Origin of the sequence: Gaoshiqia sediminis (assembly GCF_025907915.1) — a bacterium.
GTDB classification, from domain to species: domain Bacteria; phylum Bacteroidota; class Bacteroidia; order Bacteroidales; family Prolixibacteraceae; genus Gaoshiqia; species Gaoshiqia sediminis.
The window spans coordinates 1-14,468 of the sequence record NZ_JAPAAF010000056.1 but is presented as its reverse complement, the minus strand read 5'-3'; the positions used below and the strand labels follow the sequence as shown (position 1 = coordinate 14,468).

Annotated in this window: 14 protein-coding genes; 11 read left to right on the top strand and 3 right to left on the bottom strand. The window is 36.8% G+C overall.

Features of this window, described 5'->3' with window-relative positions; translation table 11 throughout:
* Positions 1–315 precede the first annotated feature (315 nt).
* Positions 316–975: a PQLLE family protein gene (locus tag N2K84_RS19115; protein WP_282593442.1), complete on the bottom strand. Its 660-nt coding sequence runs from the start codon at positions 973–975 to the stop codon at positions 316–318.
* A gap of 782 nt (positions 976–1,757) precedes the next feature.
* Between N2K84_RS19115 and N2K84_RS19110 the strand changes: the two genes are divergently transcribed.
* The 11 genes from N2K84_RS19110 (at position 1,758) to N2K84_RS19060 (ending at position 13,480) form a co-directional block, all read left to right on the top strand.
* On the top strand, positions 1,758–2,306 hold the full coding sequence (locus tag N2K84_RS19110; protein ID WP_282593441.1) for an RNA polymerase sigma factor: 549 nt from the start codon (positions 1,758–1,760) through the stop codon (positions 2,304–2,306).
* Positions 2,303–3,712: a porin family protein gene (locus N2K84_RS19105; RefSeq protein WP_282593440.1), complete on the top strand. Its 1,410-nt coding sequence runs from the start codon at positions 2,303–2,305 to the stop codon at positions 3,710–3,712. Before N2K84_RS19110 ends, N2K84_RS19105 begins: the two co-directional genes overlap by 4 nt.
* A gap of 185 nt (positions 3,713–3,897) precedes the next feature.
* Entirely contained in the window at positions 3,898–4,614 is a 717-nt protein-coding gene (locus N2K84_RS19100; RefSeq protein ID WP_282593439.1) for a phosphatase PAP2 family protein, read from the top strand.
* 50 nt (positions 4,615–4,664) lie between these two features.
* A complete protein-coding gene (locus N2K84_RS19095) occupies positions 4,665–5,426 on the top strand; it encodes a glycosyltransferase (RefSeq protein WP_282593438.1) in 762 nt (253 codons plus the stop codon).
* Positions 5,419–6,048 carry a lipid-A-disaccharide synthase N-terminal domain-containing protein gene (locus tag N2K84_RS19090; RefSeq protein ID WP_282593437.1) on the top strand — a complete coding sequence of 210 codons (630 nt, stop codon included), beginning with the start codon at positions 5,419–5,421 and terminating at the stop codon, positions 6,046–6,048. Before N2K84_RS19095 ends, N2K84_RS19090 begins: the two co-directional genes overlap by 8 nt.
* Positions 6,041–7,696 carry an ArnT family glycosyltransferase gene (locus N2K84_RS19085; protein WP_282593436.1) on the top strand — a complete coding sequence of 552 codons (1,656 nt, stop codon included), beginning with the start codon at positions 6,041–6,043 and terminating at the stop codon, positions 7,694–7,696. Before N2K84_RS19090 ends, N2K84_RS19085 begins: the two co-directional genes overlap by 8 nt.
* On the top strand, positions 7,686–9,314 hold the full coding sequence (locus N2K84_RS19080; protein ID WP_282593435.1) for an ArnT family glycosyltransferase: 1,629 nt from the start codon (positions 7,686–7,688) through the stop codon (positions 9,312–9,314). Before N2K84_RS19085 ends, N2K84_RS19080 begins: the two co-directional genes overlap by 11 nt.
* Positions 9,315–9,333: 19 nt before the next feature.
* Positions 9,334–9,714, top strand: coding sequence for an alkaline phosphatase family protein (locus N2K84_RS19075; RefSeq protein ID WP_282593434.1), 381 nt, complete (start codon positions 9,334–9,336; stop codon positions 9,712–9,714).
* Complete coding sequence (locus N2K84_RS19070) at positions 9,705–10,289, top strand: alkaline phosphatase family protein (RefSeq protein WP_282593433.1); 585 nt, start codon at positions 9,705–9,707, stop codon at positions 10,287–10,289. The genes N2K84_RS19075 and N2K84_RS19070 overlap by 10 nt, the downstream gene beginning before the upstream one ends.
* A gap of 6 nt (positions 10,290–10,295) precedes the next feature.
* On the top strand, positions 10,296–10,943 hold the full coding sequence (locus N2K84_RS19065) for a hypothetical protein (protein ID WP_282593432.1): 648 nt from the start codon (positions 10,296–10,298) through the stop codon (positions 10,941–10,943).
* Positions 10,944–11,068: 125 nt separating this feature from the next.
* The gene (locus N2K84_RS19060) at positions 11,069–13,480 is read left to right on the top strand and encodes a TonB-dependent receptor (protein ID WP_282593431.1); all 2,412 of its coding nucleotides are present in this window, start codon (positions 11,069–11,071) and stop codon (positions 13,478–13,480) included.
* Positions 13,481–13,536: 56 nt separating this feature from the next.
* On the opposite strand, the gene N2K84_RS19055 is transcribed toward N2K84_RS19060, so the two are convergent.
* Complete coding sequence (locus tag N2K84_RS19055) at positions 13,537–13,998, bottom strand: (2Fe-2S)-binding protein (protein WP_282593430.1); 462 nt, start codon at positions 13,996–13,998, stop codon at positions 13,537–13,539.
* Positions 13,998–14,201: a hypothetical protein gene (locus tag N2K84_RS19050; RefSeq protein ID WP_282593429.1), complete on the bottom strand. Its 204-nt coding sequence runs from the start codon at positions 14,199–14,201 to the stop codon at positions 13,998–14,000. The genes N2K84_RS19055 and N2K84_RS19050 overlap by 1 nt, the downstream gene beginning before the upstream one ends.
* Positions 14,202–14,468: the final 267 nt, after the last annotated feature.

Sequence of the window (14,468 nt, the reverse complement as noted above, 5' to 3'; positions counted from 1 at the left end):
GAACCGCTGTATACGAGACCCGTACGTACAGTGGTGTGAGAGGCTCTCCCCGTCAGTGTTCACTGGCGGGGCAGTCTACTCGATTAGCAACTGGGTTTTAATTCTTCAACCCCCAAATTTTGTTTAAATTTTTCTTTTAAAAGTACATCAAAACAACCCACGAAGCGCCAATTTATTTTGTTTTTTGGGGAGGGCAACCCTAAACCGCCCTAAAAGGCGGTTACTTGGGCTGGCTTTGCAGGCTCTTTGGCAAGCTTTGGTTTAAGCGTAGGCTTGTGTGGCTTGACAATGTGCCTGCAAATAGGGTGGGCTTGTTTAGCTTCTAACAAACACACCTAACGATTCTAATAATTGCGGTTTATCTTCAAGTGCAATCTTTGCAACGGCGTAAAACTCGCTCATCCAGTCGTCCATTTTTTCGAATGCAGCGTCTTTTGCCTTTGTCGCATCTTGCGATTCTCCTTTTTCCCTTAAATATTCTGCTCTTGCAGCCTCTAAGTCCGAAATCATTGTGTTTGTAGCGGTTAAATCATCTGCCGTTATCTTTAGTCTTACTAGTTTACCTTGAATTTTATTGTCTTTTAGGGCTACTGAATAAAATTTCTTAACGGTCTCTAACCATTTAATGTAGGCTTTTGATAAACTGCCCGATACGGCAAGCTTATCCATGGTTTTTGGGTCGTTACGGAATATTACTTTGGCTTTTTTACGATGCATTCGATAAGTTTCTGCAAGACTTGCTTTTAACAACTTGAAAGCTGCATAAGCATCGGAAGTTTCATCGTCTTCGGTTTCGTTAAAATCGAAAACTTGTCGTGTTTCTGTTAACAGGGTTTTACCTTCTGCTACCACTGTTGAATCATACCCAAATTCAGCCATCGTTGTGGCTATTTCGGGTTGAATTTCTACGTTGTCTAATGATACTCTGTACTGTTCGAGGGCTTCTGCCTCGGAAAGTGTTTTCTTGGTTACCATAATACTCAATTTAAGGTTTACTATTTTTATTTATTGCGAACTCCTTACGGACGATTGCCTGTTCCTTAATGGTACTTTCGCATTTTTTAACGCTTCCCTTCAATTCCTTATCGTTGCTCATGCGTTCCTTAACGCTTCCCATGGTCTCCTTAAAGCTTCCCTTCTATTCCTTACTACTTCCCGTGTACTCCTTACGAATACTTGGGTTCTTTCTGTTGTTTTTTTGAGTAATGCTATGTGTTTTACTGCTTTAGGGCGATTTATGTGGGTTTAAAATACCAGTTGTGAATATAATGAATAATATTTGAACGTAGAATTTTTCTATGCAAAAATATTATCCAGTTGTTCAATTTTGTCGAACGAGCAACCGTAATGCTCTTTAGTGGCAATACGTTTTTAGGGTCGTTTTTAAATACAGAACCAACAATCAACTCAGGATATTTGGATGGGGAGAGTAAGACCAGAAATACGACATAGACTACACCAGCATATATTTATAACATTGTTTGATGTAAATATCGTACTGGCTTTGATGTGGATTCTTTATTTCTACAGTAGATACAGATTTGCCTGTGACTTTACGTAACTATACAATCGCAGCAATATTCAAATAAAACTTCACTCTGAAAGATTATTTTTTGCACTTTTGCCTCTCAGTACATTGTTACTACAAAAAACAAACAATTATAATGATGAAATAATTGGGTGCATTCATACGTTATAAAATATTTGCTTAACCAACCCAACCTTTTTGTTACTTACAGGTTCTAAATTTCAACCGCTTGTTAAAAGTTCGGATACATAAACTGATAAATAAAAGCATTAAAGGCGATGCAAAAGCACGCAAAACATTATATGGGCAAATTGCACCTATGATGTTAAGTGTTGCTTACAGGTACGCCAGTAGTGCCTCCGATGCTGAAGATATTTTTCAGGATAGTGTATTGAATTTTTTTGAAAAATTACATCAGCTTAGAGATGCTGATAAAATTGGTGGATGGGCAAAACAAATTGTGGTACATGAAGCCATTCGCTATTATAAAAAACATAAAAAATTATCTTTTGTGGATGATGCTACAAATAAAGATGTTGCGATTGAAGATGAGAGTTCTATTTATGGACAAATTAATATTAATGAAGTACTAAAAGTTATTCAGCAACTGCCCGAAAAAATGCGATTGGTAATAAACTTATATGCTATTGAGGGTTACAAGCACGAAGAAATTGCAGAAATGCTTGGTATTTCGGTGGGAACATCGAAATCGAATTTGCACGATGCGAGAAAGAGAATGAAAAGGTTTATGCAAGAAGAACAACGAAAACTTGGATGAGTAAAGATGGTACACATAACGACCTTGACAATTTCCTGAAAGAGAGCTTTGAGGAACATACCATTAAACCTGCACCTGAGCTTTGGGATAAAATAGAGAGTAGGTTTCAGCCTAAGGTTGTGCCAATTCAGCAATACACAAAATTAAAATTGGCATTATATACAAGTATTGCAGTAATAGCAGTGCTGGCGGTAGTTCTTTTATTTCCTGAAAAAGAGCTTAATCAAAAGCCATTAATGCCGGAACCACCAGCTACAGAACAACTACATGAACAAAAAACAGATAGAATAGAACTACCCAATAGCGTTGCAGCAAAAAATACTTCACCAAAATATGAGGAGATAGAACAATTACCTTCGAATGAGAATGTGGCTAAAGAGAAAACACAAAAGACAGAAGAGCTTGTTGAAATCTATGCCCCCGGTATTAAAACAAAAAAGTATGATAATAAGCTATTACCCAAATTATTAACCCCTGTCGCATTTACCATAGACCAAAATGACAACGAAAATAATTTGACTTCTTTAAATCTTATAACTAAAAAAGAAAATACAGGCAACACCAATAATTATTCTTCAGTGAATAAGAAAGATAATACCTCTCGAAGGAAATCTACTAAAACAAGAAATAATCGTAGTAGGAAGAAACATTACGCTTCAAACAAACATCTTCCGAGAAGAAAAAATTATTCCAATTATTCGCGTAAAGGAAAGATTTTAGATGACCTGACATTTAAACTAAATTTAACTCCGGCTGTTACCCAGCTTATAATCGCTGATGAAGATTCAGACATGCCAAATTATGAGCATATTGAAATGGATAACCCTGGTCTAACTCTTAATGGCGGTATTGAGTTGGAATACCAAATAAATGATAATTGGGTAATATACACCGGGCTTAAAACATCGTACTTTAAGCAAACATACGAAGAACACGCTTACACTGTCCCCTCTCCATTTCAAGATGGTCAGGATTTAATGACCCCTGCAGGAAAATACTTGATGAAAGGAGATGCCGAAGATGTTCCTAATTCGGTGCTACTGGATGCTTCTATAAAACTTCGTTATCTCGACATTCCTTTTGTTGCCAGGTATCAAATAAATAATTTCTTTTTTGATGCAGGTATAAACTACAGTTATTTGGTGGATAACCATTCGAGTCTCACCCCAAAAAATAACTCTTCGTCGCTATTATTTGAAGAAAATGGTGGCTTTAAAGAACATGCTTTTGGTTTTATCGCAGGCTTTGGTTATAAACAAACCTTCAATTCCGGTTGGCGTTTCGAAATAGGACCCGAATTAAAATTCAATGTTAACAATATTTATACCGGAGGTGAGGTTACTGGAGTCCCTATATTTGTTGGATTTAGGAGCGCATTTTGCCTGAGTCGATATTATGCAGAATAAATTTTTATTTTTCACCCAACCTTTTTTCGCTATTAAGTTCTCTATGGTATAAGAGAATTTTAAAACAACTGTTTAGAAAAAAACTTTGTAGGTTTTAAAGTCTTGGTGACTTACATTCAGAAGTTAATGTATTAGACCAGCGGTTAATGTTTTCTCTTATAAACTAGGTTTTAATATAAAGTTTTATGGAGAGAACAGGTTTTTTTATTTTTATTTTGTTGTTTAACCCGGGTTTACTTATGGCATCGAAGAAAGATACCACAGTAAATATTCACAATCCAAAATCTACTTTTTTAAAGCAGCAGATTCTTCCCGTTTCTATTATTACAGTGGGAGCTTTGCTAAATATTGGCGACATTAAGTATACTATTCAGGAAAAAATCCCTAATACAAATACAAGTATTGATGATATTTTGGAATATACCCCAATGGCGCAAATGTATTTGTACGATGCGTTTGGTTTTAAGCCGAAAAATACCGTTTGGGACCAAACCAAATACCTTGCCCTGGCCCAGTTAATATCTGCACCGACTGTACAACTATTAAAAGGAATAACTAAAGTCCCTCGCCCAGAAGGGAGTGATAATTTTTCTTTTCCATCGGGGCATACCGCAAATGCCTTTACGGGAGCCACCGTTTTATATCACGAATTTAAAGATACCGAACCTCTTTTGGCCTGGAGTGGATATTTGGTTGCAACAGCAACCGGAGCCTTTAGGCTTACTAACAACGCACACTGGTTACCCGATGTTTTGGTAGGCGCTGGTATTGGAATCCTAAGTGCCAACATTGTGTATTATTTCGAGCCCTTAAAAAGCTGGCAGCCCTTTAAAAAGAATAAAGACCTTGCTTTTACCCCATTAATAAGTCCTGGGACAGTAGGTGTTCATGTGCGATTTTAAGATTTAAACACAAGTTTATAACAAGAATAATTGTCAAAGAAAATCAATAAATGAAAACCAGTATATTTCCACAATGTTTGTTTGAATCAGAAGAAGATTATTACAAACTAACCATTATAGTACCTGTCTATAACGAAGCAGACAATTTAATAAGGCTTGAAAAAGAGCTTTTGGAATATTTAAAAATTGCCAGCATTCCAACAAAAGTACTTCTTGTAAACGATGGTTCGAGCGATAACAGCCAACAACTAATAGATGCCATTTGCTACCGTAACGCCGCATTTTCCTACATTTTATTCGATAAAAATAATGGTTTAAGCGCTGCATTAAAAGCCGGATTCGATGTAGTTAATACCGAACTTACAGGATATATTGATGCTGATTTACAAACTTCGCCCAACGATTTTAATCTTTTACTGGAACATATTAATGATAATGAGCTTGTAACCGGAGTACGGGCAAACCGCAAAGATTCGTTTGTAAAAAATATGTCATCGAAAATTGCCAACGGTATTCGCAGGGCATTTACCCACGATGGAATGGATGATACGGGGTGCCCCTTAAAAATAATAAGAACCTGTTACGCTAAGAATATTCCCATGTTTAAGGGGTTACACCGTTTTTTACCAGCAATGGTTTTGCTGCAAAATGGCAGGGTGAAACAAATTCCGGTTCAGCATTTTCCGCGTATTGCAGGTGAGGCAAAATATGGCTTATGGAACCGTTTGCTGGGTCCATTGCTCGACTGCTTTGCTTACCTGTGGATGAAGAAAAAGTACATTAATTATTCAATAGAAAGAACAAGTGAGTAAGCACAATTATTTAATATACGGAATTGGCTTTATTGCTCAGGGTTTATTTTCATCGCGATTAATAATTCAGTGGTTTTTATCAGAGAGGCAGAAGAAAGTAGTTACTCCGGCACTTTTCTGGGTGTTGAGCTTGCTCGCATCCATACTCTTGTTTGCATATGGCTACTTGCGGCACGATTTTGCTATAATGTTAGGTCAATGCCTAACCTATTTTATTTACATCCGAAATCTTCAGTTGCAAAATCATTGGCGCAAAATTCATATTGTTGTACGCGGAATAATATATCTACTGCCTGGCTTACTTGTGGTGTATTATTTCAACAACAATATAATAGATATTGACAGACTGTTCAAAAATGAAGACATTCCTTTCTGGTTGCTTATTCTTGGTATTATCTCGCAGGTTTTATTTACCCTGCGTTTTGTCTACCAATGGATTTATTCTGAAAAAAACAAGGAATCAATTTTGCCCATGGGTTTTTGGGTATTAAGCAACCTCGGCTCCTTACTAATATTTACCTATGCCATATTTCGGCGAGACCCGGTTCTTTTAATTGGACATTTAATGGGAATAAGTATTTATACCCGAAATATAATGTTGCTAATAAAACAAAATGATTAAGACCATTGAAAAATATCCTGTTTTAACCCTTTTGGTAGTTGTGTTGCTGGTTATGTTGCCGGGATTGGGGCACTTAAAAGTAACCATAATGGAAGCACGTAATTTTATTACTGCGCGCGAAATGCTTAGCGATGGTAACTGGATTTTAACCACCATGAACGGAGTGCCCCGCTACGAGAAGCCTCCTTTGCCAACCTGGATTACCGCGATGTTTGGAGGTATGTTTGGGATTCAAAATGTGTATGTTTTACGTTTGCCTGCCGTTTTAATGGTGTGGATGACCGGCTCGTTTACCTACTTGTTTTCGAAAACCTTAACGGGCAACAAACGAAACAGTTTAATTAATGGTTTAATTGCGGTTACATCGTTTTATGTAATTGGAATTGTGGTGGAAGCTCCATGGGATATTTACACCCATGGTTTTATGATTGCTGCCATTTATTACCTGTACAAAGCACTAAAATCATTTAACATTTGGAACCTCGTAGCGGCATCCTTGCTTATTGCGTGTTCTGTATTAAGTAAGGGACCCATTTCACTTTATGCACTCCTATTGCCATTTTTAATAGCTTATGCAATTGTAAATGGAATTAAAAATAAATTTCTGGTTAAAAGCATATTGGTTCTTTTAGTTGGATTAGCAATAGGCAGTGTTTGGTTTATTTATGTTCGTATAGCCGACAGCGAAACCTTTATGAAAATTGCCACGGTAGAAACTGCAAATTGGTCGAGCTACAATGTAAAACCTTTTTATTATTACTGGAGCTTTTTTATACAAAGCGGAATTTGGGCTCTTCCTGCCCTTGTGGGTTTATTGTATCCGTACATGATTAAGCGGGTGAAATTAAAAAAAGACTATCAGCTTAGCTTGTTATGGACAATTTTTGCGGTGGTTTTACTTTCGTTGGTGCCCGAAAAAAAGTCGCGTTACTTAATGCCGGTTCTTATACCTCTGGCAATAAATACGGGGCACTACATTTTTTATATTGTAAATAATCTGGGTAAAATAAAAAGCAGTGTGGAGAAAATCCCCATTTATTTTCATTTTGGAATATTAGCCTTTTCTGCCATTCTTTTCCCATTAATTGCATTTATATTTTTTGAAGAAAAAATGTTGGCAAACTCCACTGCCTTTTTAATCTATTGTCTGGGCTTACTAATATCAGGAAGTTTTATGTGTTTTTTCCTCTGCTTTAAAGTTGGGACATCCACCCTGTATTCTTCCATAATCAGTTTTATCTTTCTTTTTGTTACTGCAATTCCTTTAAACCCGGGATTTACAAATCAGAATACTCATTACAAATCAATATCCAACCTTAAAAGCGAAGCAGCAAAAGAGAATATTCCAGTGTATTCTTTAGACCTTATTTCACCTGAAATGCTGTGGGATTATGGTGGAATTATACCTCAAATACCGGAGTTGAACCAACGCTACCAAATGCCAAACGTAGAAAGGTTCGGAGTACTGGTTACTGATACAACATTAATTACCGCTGGGGCTTTTAACAAAGAATATACAATTCAGCATAAAGAAACTTACGATATAAACTTTGGGAAATATGGCACCCGAAAACACAAGCCCCGCTACGTAAGCAACTACTACATTTTTCAGCGAGGTTTGGTAAAAAACATTGATAATGGAAATTAGAAATATAAAAATACCTGCTTTAGCACTTGTTTTAAGTATTTGTGCTTTCGCATTATTTCTAAATGTTGGTTCGTATGGTGTAATTGAAACCAGCGATGCCCGTTATGCCGAAATTTCAAGGGAAATGTTTGAGTCGGGAGAATTTATTCATCCAACATTGTTGGGTATAAAACATTACCATAAACCTCCGTTAACCTATTATGTTACGGCTTTAAGCTATTCTATTTTTGGTGTAAATTCGTTTGCAGCCCGGTTTTTTATACAATTAGCTATCCTTATTCAAATCTTGTTTGTATATCGTTTGGCAAAGCTTCTTTTTAACGATAAACAAACTGCTTTGTGGTCATCCCTTATCTATATTAGTTTACCAATTGTTCTAATTTCATCGCGTAACCTTACAACCGACCCTTATTTAAACACCTTTGTAATTTTAAGCATCTACTATTGGGTAAAATACCGTAAAACAGGAGTTTTTTTAAAACTGTATGCTTTTGCCCTTTTTATGGGACTGGGCTTTTTAACCAAAGGTCCGTTGATATTAATTTTTCCGATAGCCTTTGTAATTGCCTTTAATTTTATTGAACCTCCTAAAAATAAATTTGGCTATCAACATATTATTGCCAGTATTCTTTTTTTTGCGGTTGCCGGAACCTGGTTTTATATAGTTATTAACGAGAATCATGATTTACTGAACTACTTTTTGGGGCACCAAACCGTTGACAGAATCGCCAAAGATGTTTTTAACCGGGCAAAACCTTTTTGGTATTATATGGCGTTAGCTCCGGCTGTAGGTATACCCTGGCTCTTATTTTTGCCATTTATGTTTTCGGCTAATTGGAAAAGTATAGTAAGGTCGAAAATCATATTAGTATTACTGGTTGCTATTTTTATTCCATTTCTAATTCTTTCATTGTCGTCGTCTAAACTTGTTCCATACATTTTGCCTTTATACCCGCTTATTGCCATTCTTATTGCACATTTAATCAGGCAATATGGTCTCAACAAAACGCATTTGAACATTATTCTTGTTTATACTGTGGTGCTTGGTTGTGCTGGGATATTAGCTACTGTGATCCCAAATCCTTACACATTTTCTTATACCATAATTGTTTTAAGTTTACTGCTTTGGGGTACGGTTTTTATGATTATAAAATCAAATTCATTAAACCTCAATACAAAAACTATTTATACTGTTTTTGTAAGCTCACTGTTCTTATTAGTAGTATCCGGAAGCATTTTTGCTACCAATTCGATAGAGGCAAACAGTACCTATCCGGTAGCGAGTTTTATAAAATCGCATCAACTTCAAAACAGAGAAATACTGGTGTATAACCGCAGGGTTCCATCCCTTTCATTTCATCTTCAAAAACCAATTGTTTCTATTTTCGATGGTTCTGACGATTTAAACAGAGAAATTCAGTTTGAAGAAAATGAAGATTGGAAACAGAACCTCATAAATTTTCAAAACAAAGGAGAAATAGAGGGATTTAAAAACCGGTTAAATTCAAGAAAAAGTGTTCTAATCTTGTATAAAAACAGATTGCCAAAAGAAAAAGAGTGGCTTTTGGATTACTACAACAACAAAGAGGATATGAAGAAATGGCAAATCTATTATTAAGAAATTTAATTCAACGAAAATGCGATACACTATTCTTTCAAAAATAGCACTAGGTTTTCTGCTTTTAATTGTAGCAGGTTGCTACACAAATGAGGAATTATTAGAAAAAGAAGATGACTTAAAGAAAGTTGCTGAAAAAACATATAAAACCGAAAATGTTATTGTGGTTGTGGTTGATGGTCCCCGTCAATCGGAAACATGGCAGAGTACCGATAGAAAATACATTCCTAAAATGGATAAAGAATTGGCTCCCCAGGGGGTTGTAATTTCTGAGTTTTACAATAACGGGATTACTTTTACTGTACCCGGGCATGTGGCAATTACAACAGGCAAGTACGAAACGATATCAAACAAAGGAGGCAATTGCCCTCGGAACCTTCGTTTTTGCAAATGTGGTTAAAAGTTACGCAGGAAGCTACTAATAAAGCTTGGGTGGTTACATCAAAAGCAAAATTAAATGTTCTTGTCAATTGCAAAGAAGTTGAATGGAGAAATTCGTTTAATCCTGAAGTTAACGCAGCAGACAGGGAAGACACGAATACATTTCAGGTTGCCAAAAACATACTATTAGAATATAAACCACGTTTGATGCTGTTGCATTTCCGCGGCCCCGATGCATATGGGCACTCAGGTGACTGGAATAAATATGTTAACAGCATTGCTGTTGCCGACAGCCTCTTGTTCGAATTGTGCAATTTTATAGATACCAACGATTTTTATAGCGGTAAAACAACTCTGATAATGACCAATGACCACGGCAGGCATTTGGACAACATTGCTGGTGGTTTTTCTGAACATGGAGACCAGTGCGTGGGGTGTAGCCATTTAAATTTTTATGCTACCGGTCCAGATTTTAAGGAGGGAGTTATTAGCTCTAAAAAACGAGAACAGACCAATATTCTTCCAACTGTAGCAGAACTATTGGGATTTCAGATAGACGATAGTAAAGAAATAATGTGGGAACTATTTAAATAAAAAAATATGATTCAAAAGTATTATGCCCTTGCTTTATTGTTCACATTTATTGGTCTCAAAGGGGTGGTGGCTCAGGATGAAAAGTCATCCTATTTTATAAGTACGGGGCTTTTGTTAAACGAAATGCCTAAAACCATAAGAGCTGCTTCCGTTACCGATTTTGGGTTGTCAAAAAATAACAACCACTACAAAATAGGATTTATAGCCCAACTATATACCGATAATGCTGAGTCAAAATCGGAGTCGCCTAAACTAACGGGAGGGCATTTGGGATATGGCAGAATAGTTCCAACTTCAAAAAAATGGCTGACTTTAGAATTAAAAAGCGATTTAAATATTCAATATTTCAAATCGGTGTGGGTGTCGAATACGTTTGATGAAAATGTAGAGCACTATGTGGAATATGAATATAAACAGGGTGAATCACTTTTTGACTTATCGCTTGGCTATGGATTAAGGGCAAACATTTCTCGTCACTTCTATATTAGTCAGTCTTTTACAGGTGGAGTTTTTTATTCCCGAATCAACAGCGATAAAATTAGTTCAGATGCTCCTGAAGTTACCGACGCTGATTTTGATTTTCGTTCGTATGGAGATACCGGTTTCCAATGGAATGTAATGCTAACCTTTGGCTACAGTTTTGGTGGAGAGTAGATATATTTGTTTACTCTTTATATTATTGTCAAAAATGTGAATTTAATTAAACACAAATGTTTTAAGCCTCAGTTCTTTTTACTTTTAGGAAATTATTTATTCTAATGTCAAGAAAACATTTTATAATGCTAAAACCAGTTCTATTTTTATTCTTCATTTTTGGATGTATTGTTTCGTTTGCACAAAACGGAGCAACTATTTCGGGTCGGATTTACGATGGTGAAACTAACCAACCACTTCCTTTCGCATCCATTACCATAAATATTGAGAATAACATTATTTCCGGTACCATATCAGATGAAGACGGGCGCTTCTCTTTTTCTGGCATTGAGAAAGAAAATTATATTGTAAAATGCTCTTTTGTAGGTTACCAAACTTCGGAAACGGAAATGTTGGTTGGAGAGTTAAACGACAACTTCGATGTAGGTAAAATTATGCTTTCACCCGCTGCCGAGGAATTGGATGAAGTAACAATTAAAGCCAAACAAGAAATTGTATCGTCCGACCTCGACAAAAGAACATTCAGCATGGATGATAATATTGCGCAGTCGGGTGGTTCGGTATTAGATGCCATGAAAGCCATGCCCGGCATTGCAGTTACACAGGATGGTAAGGTTATGCTGCGTGGAAGTGATAAGGTAGCGGTTTTAATTGATGGAAAACAAAGTAGCCTCACCGGTTTTGGCAACCAAAAAGGATTGGATAATATTCCGGCAGCCAACATCGAAAGTATTGAAATAATAAACAATCCATCGGCAAAATACGATGCCTCGGGAATGGCAGGAATTGTAAATATCATCTATAAAAAAGAGAAAGAATTTGGTTTCAACGGCGATATTGGATTTGCTTACGGAATGGGTGTTTTTTCGAAACAAAAAGAAGATTTACCTACTGAGTTGGGTAGTTATTCGCTAAACCCGAAATACATACCCAGTTTAAACCTGAATTACAGAACTGAAAAGTTTAACTACTCGCTGCAGTCGGAAATTCTTTTTCAGGAAAAACTACCCAATAACGAATTTACCACCCGAATGTACGACGATGGAACCAACACCATTTCGCAGGTTCCTGAAAACCGTACTCAAAAACATTACATTGTAAATGGTGGAATAGATTATTTAATTGATGAAAATAATACACTTACTTTTTCGGGTGTATACGACTGGGAACATCATATAGATACTGCCCAGGTTCCGTTTATAAATATGAATACGGGGCAACGTTACCGCTACTGGCACTGGAACGAAGACGAAATTACCGGTTTTATGAGCTTCGCCCTGAATTACAACCACCAGTTTGCCGAACCCGGTCATGAAATTGATGCACGTTTTCAATTCACAAAAGGCTGGGAAGATGAAAGCTATTTTTTAAACGACAGTTCTGATGTACGGCAGGGACAGGATGCCACACATATTGTTGCAACTGAATACACCACAAATATTGCGGTAGATTACGTAAAACCTTTAAGCAGCGGTCGACTGGAAACTGGTTTAAAAATGCAATGGCGCCGATTGCCGGTGGAATACACCACAACACCAGGTGAAAATTCGATTATTTATCCCGGGATAGGCGACTGGTCGGACTGGGGTGAAGATATTTACGCAGCTTATTTCAATTACATTTACGAAAAACCAAAACTCGACATAGAAGGAGGTTTACGGGTAGAACAAACCAATGTTTTTTATTCCATCTCTCCTGAAAATATTTATTACGACGAAAATGATTCGTACAACTATTTTGAGCTTTTCCCAAACATCCGCTTAACTTTTAAACCCGACGACAAGAATAGAGTATCGGCGTTTTACAACCGTAGAATCGACCGCCCGGGTGAACCCGAATTGCGGATTTTTCCGAAATACGACGACCCCGAGTTGGTAAAAGTAGGGAATCCGTATTTGCGTCCACAGTTTACCCAAACTTTTGAACTGGCTTACAAACGAATTTGGCAAGAAGGTTCACTGTTTTTATCGGCTTACCATCGTTTGATTGAGGATGCTTATCAACGTGTTTACGGGATTGATGAATCGAACGAGGATTATTCGCTTATTAATAAAATATATCAGAATACCGGTAGTTCTACCAATACCGGATTTGAAATTATTTTTAGCCAAAACCTTACAAAATCCTGGAAATTGTCGGGTAGCTTTAACGGCTACAACAATTCAATTGATGCATACGAGGGAACTTTACTTTTCCCTTACGAACGCCCTTTTTACATCGAAGAAACCTCCGATAAAACCTGGGACGGGAAGTTAAACAACCAGTTTAAATTCGAAAAAGGCTGGGAGATTCAATTGACCGGAATTTATTACGCCGAAAAAACTATTCCGCAAGGTAAACAACTGGCACGCTCGTCCATCGATTTAGGTATTAAAAAAAACGTGCTTAAAGGAAAAGGCGAAATCAGTTTTGCGTTCAGCGATATTTTTAATGATTTTGCTTTGCGCCAGGAATACGAAGGAGATGGATTTAAAGTGTTGTACGAAAACTACTACGAAACGCAAGTTGCTCGGTTGGGGCTTAAATATAAGTTCTAAAGGAATGATGGTGTTCCTGTAGGTTAGTAAACGGTAAGGTTGCGGGTTTTAATAATTTAACTGCAACAACTGCATGGTTTGAAATCAAATCCACTTGGTTTTTGCCCTAATGCTTGTTCAATTTCATATAGAAAAGCGTTTCTGCAACATTGCCCCACAGGATTCTTAATCTTGCAATTACCTGTCATATTCTTTCCTGTAAACACCTGAACATCATCTATGGTTTTACTGCCATTTTTTACAGCATTCTTTATTTCTCCTCTTGTTAAATTTGAGCAATAGCAAATAGGAACATTATCTGATTTATCCTTGTAAAACAATGGCACAAATAAATCTTCTGATTTGAAAGTTAGTTCTTTAGTAAAGTATGCAATTTCGCAACTTGGATTTGGACATGTATATATCTTTTCCTTATCCGATAAGTTTAGTTCTTTACCTGTTTTATCTTCTACGGCTTCTTTGTTTAAGGTAATTGCGGGGGTTCCACATTTTGCACATACTTGAAACATATTATTCATTATAAATTCGTATCAAAGATACAATTACCAATGCTTCTAAAAAATCTTCCGGTGCGTAGGCTAGGAAACAGCTCTTTTGCAAATTTTGGTCGTGGGTCGGCATGTGCGATTTGCAAATGTGCTGTTTGTGTGGTGGCTGTTACATCTGTGTACTGACCTTCCAAGTAGCGGCGCGTGGGGAAAAACAAAATAAATTCTTTCATTCTGGTAAGAACGTTTTTTACGAGCTGTAATTCTTTCCTTTAACCTTGTTGCTAACGGTTACGTGTATGGTGTCGTTTGGCGATTCGAAGCACGAACCTGTCAAACCGCTACAAAGTTTATTAGATGTAACGCCCTTTAAATTAGCACTATCCGCCAAATGCACTATACACGATGTGTGCGCCCTGCATAAGCAGCGCGCACACTTGTTGTAAGCTGTTGAAAAAGTTTAAAAATACAAATAAACTTTACATAGTAGCCAAACAACA

Bases quoted from the DNA above. Each gene is read 5' to 3' on its own strand.
- N2K84_RS19115 (WP_282593442.1), bottom strand. From the start codon at position 975: ATGGTAACCAAGAAAACACTTTCCGAGGCAGAAGCCCTCGAACAGTAC.
- N2K84_RS19105 (WP_282593440.1), top strand. From the start codon at position 2,303: ATGAGTAAAGATGGTACACATAACGACCTTGACAATTTCCTGAAAGAG.
- N2K84_RS19100 (WP_282593439.1), top strand. From the start codon at position 3,898: ATGGAGAGAACAGGTTTTTTTATTTTTATTTTGTTGTTTAACCCGGGT.
- N2K84_RS19095 (WP_282593438.1), top strand. From the start codon at position 4,665: ATGAAAACCAGTATATTTCCACAATGTTTGTTTGAATCAGAAGAAGAT.
- N2K84_RS19085 (WP_282593436.1), top strand. From the start codon at position 6,041: ATGATTAAGACCATTGAAAAATATCCTGTTTTAACCCTTTTGGTAGTT.
- N2K84_RS19080 (WP_282593435.1), top strand. From the start codon at position 7,686: ATGGAAATTAGAAATATAAAAATACCTGCTTTAGCACTTGTTTTAAGT.
- N2K84_RS19075 (WP_282593434.1), top strand. From the start codon at position 9,334: ATGCGATACACTATTCTTTCAAAAATAGCACTAGGTTTTCTGCTTTTA.
- N2K84_RS19070 (WP_282593433.1), top strand. From the start codon at position 9,705: ATGTGGTTAAAAGTTACGCAGGAAGCTACTAATAAAGCTTGGGTGGTT.
- N2K84_RS19065 (WP_282593432.1), top strand. From the start codon at position 10,296: ATGATTCAAAAGTATTATGCCCTTGCTTTATTGTTCACATTTATTGGT.
- N2K84_RS19060 (WP_282593431.1), top strand. From the start codon at position 11,069: ATGCTAAAACCAGTTCTATTTTTATTCTTCATTTTTGGATGTATTGTT.
- N2K84_RS19055 (WP_282593430.1), bottom strand. From the start codon at position 13,998: ATGAATAATATGTTTCAAGTATGTGCAAAATGTGGAACCCCCGCAATT.
- N2K84_RS19050 (WP_282593429.1), bottom strand. From the start codon at position 14,201: ATGAAAGAATTTATTTTGTTTTTCCCCACGCGCCGCTACTTGGAAGGT.